Raw genomic sequence first — 450 nt, 5'->3', positions numbered from 1 at the left:
CCGGACGCTGCGGCGTGAAAGCGGGACGGAACGAGGATATGGCGCTCTCGCCGCTGTTGGCGGCGGTGCGGCGGCCCTCGCGCGCAAGTCCTTCCTTCAATCCGTGCACGATCAGCGCGCGGACGAGGCCGGCGTTGCGGAAACGCACCTCGGTCTTGGCGGGGTGGACGTTGGCATCGACCTCGCGCGGGTCGAGCGTGACGAACAATGCCAGCACCGGATGGCGGTCGCGCGGCAGGTAGTCGGAGTAGGCGGCGCGCACGGCGCCCAGGATCAGCTTGTCGCGCACCGGGCGGCCGTTGACGAAGAGGTACTGCCCGAGCGCATTGGCTTTGGTCAGCGCAGGCGCTGCGGCATAGCCGGAGACGACGACGCCCTCGCGTTCGGCATGGACCTCGATGGCATGGCTGCGAAACTCCGCGCCGAGAATGTCGCCGAGCCGTGTCAGCC

At 69.3% G+C, this 450-nt stretch carries 1 pseudogene; it reads right to left on the bottom strand.

The window, feature by feature from the left end:
• Positions 1-450: pseudogene (locus MOV75_RS41860) on the bottom strand (DNA mismatch repair protein MutL); the annotation flags it as partial.

This window comes from Bradyrhizobium sp. PRIMUS42, assembly GCF_023006515.1.
In the GTDB taxonomy this organism is placed as follows: domain Bacteria; phylum Pseudomonadota; class Alphaproteobacteria; order Rhizobiales; family Xanthobacteraceae; genus Bradyrhizobium.
This window is presented reverse-complemented; position numbering and strand designations above follow the sequence as displayed.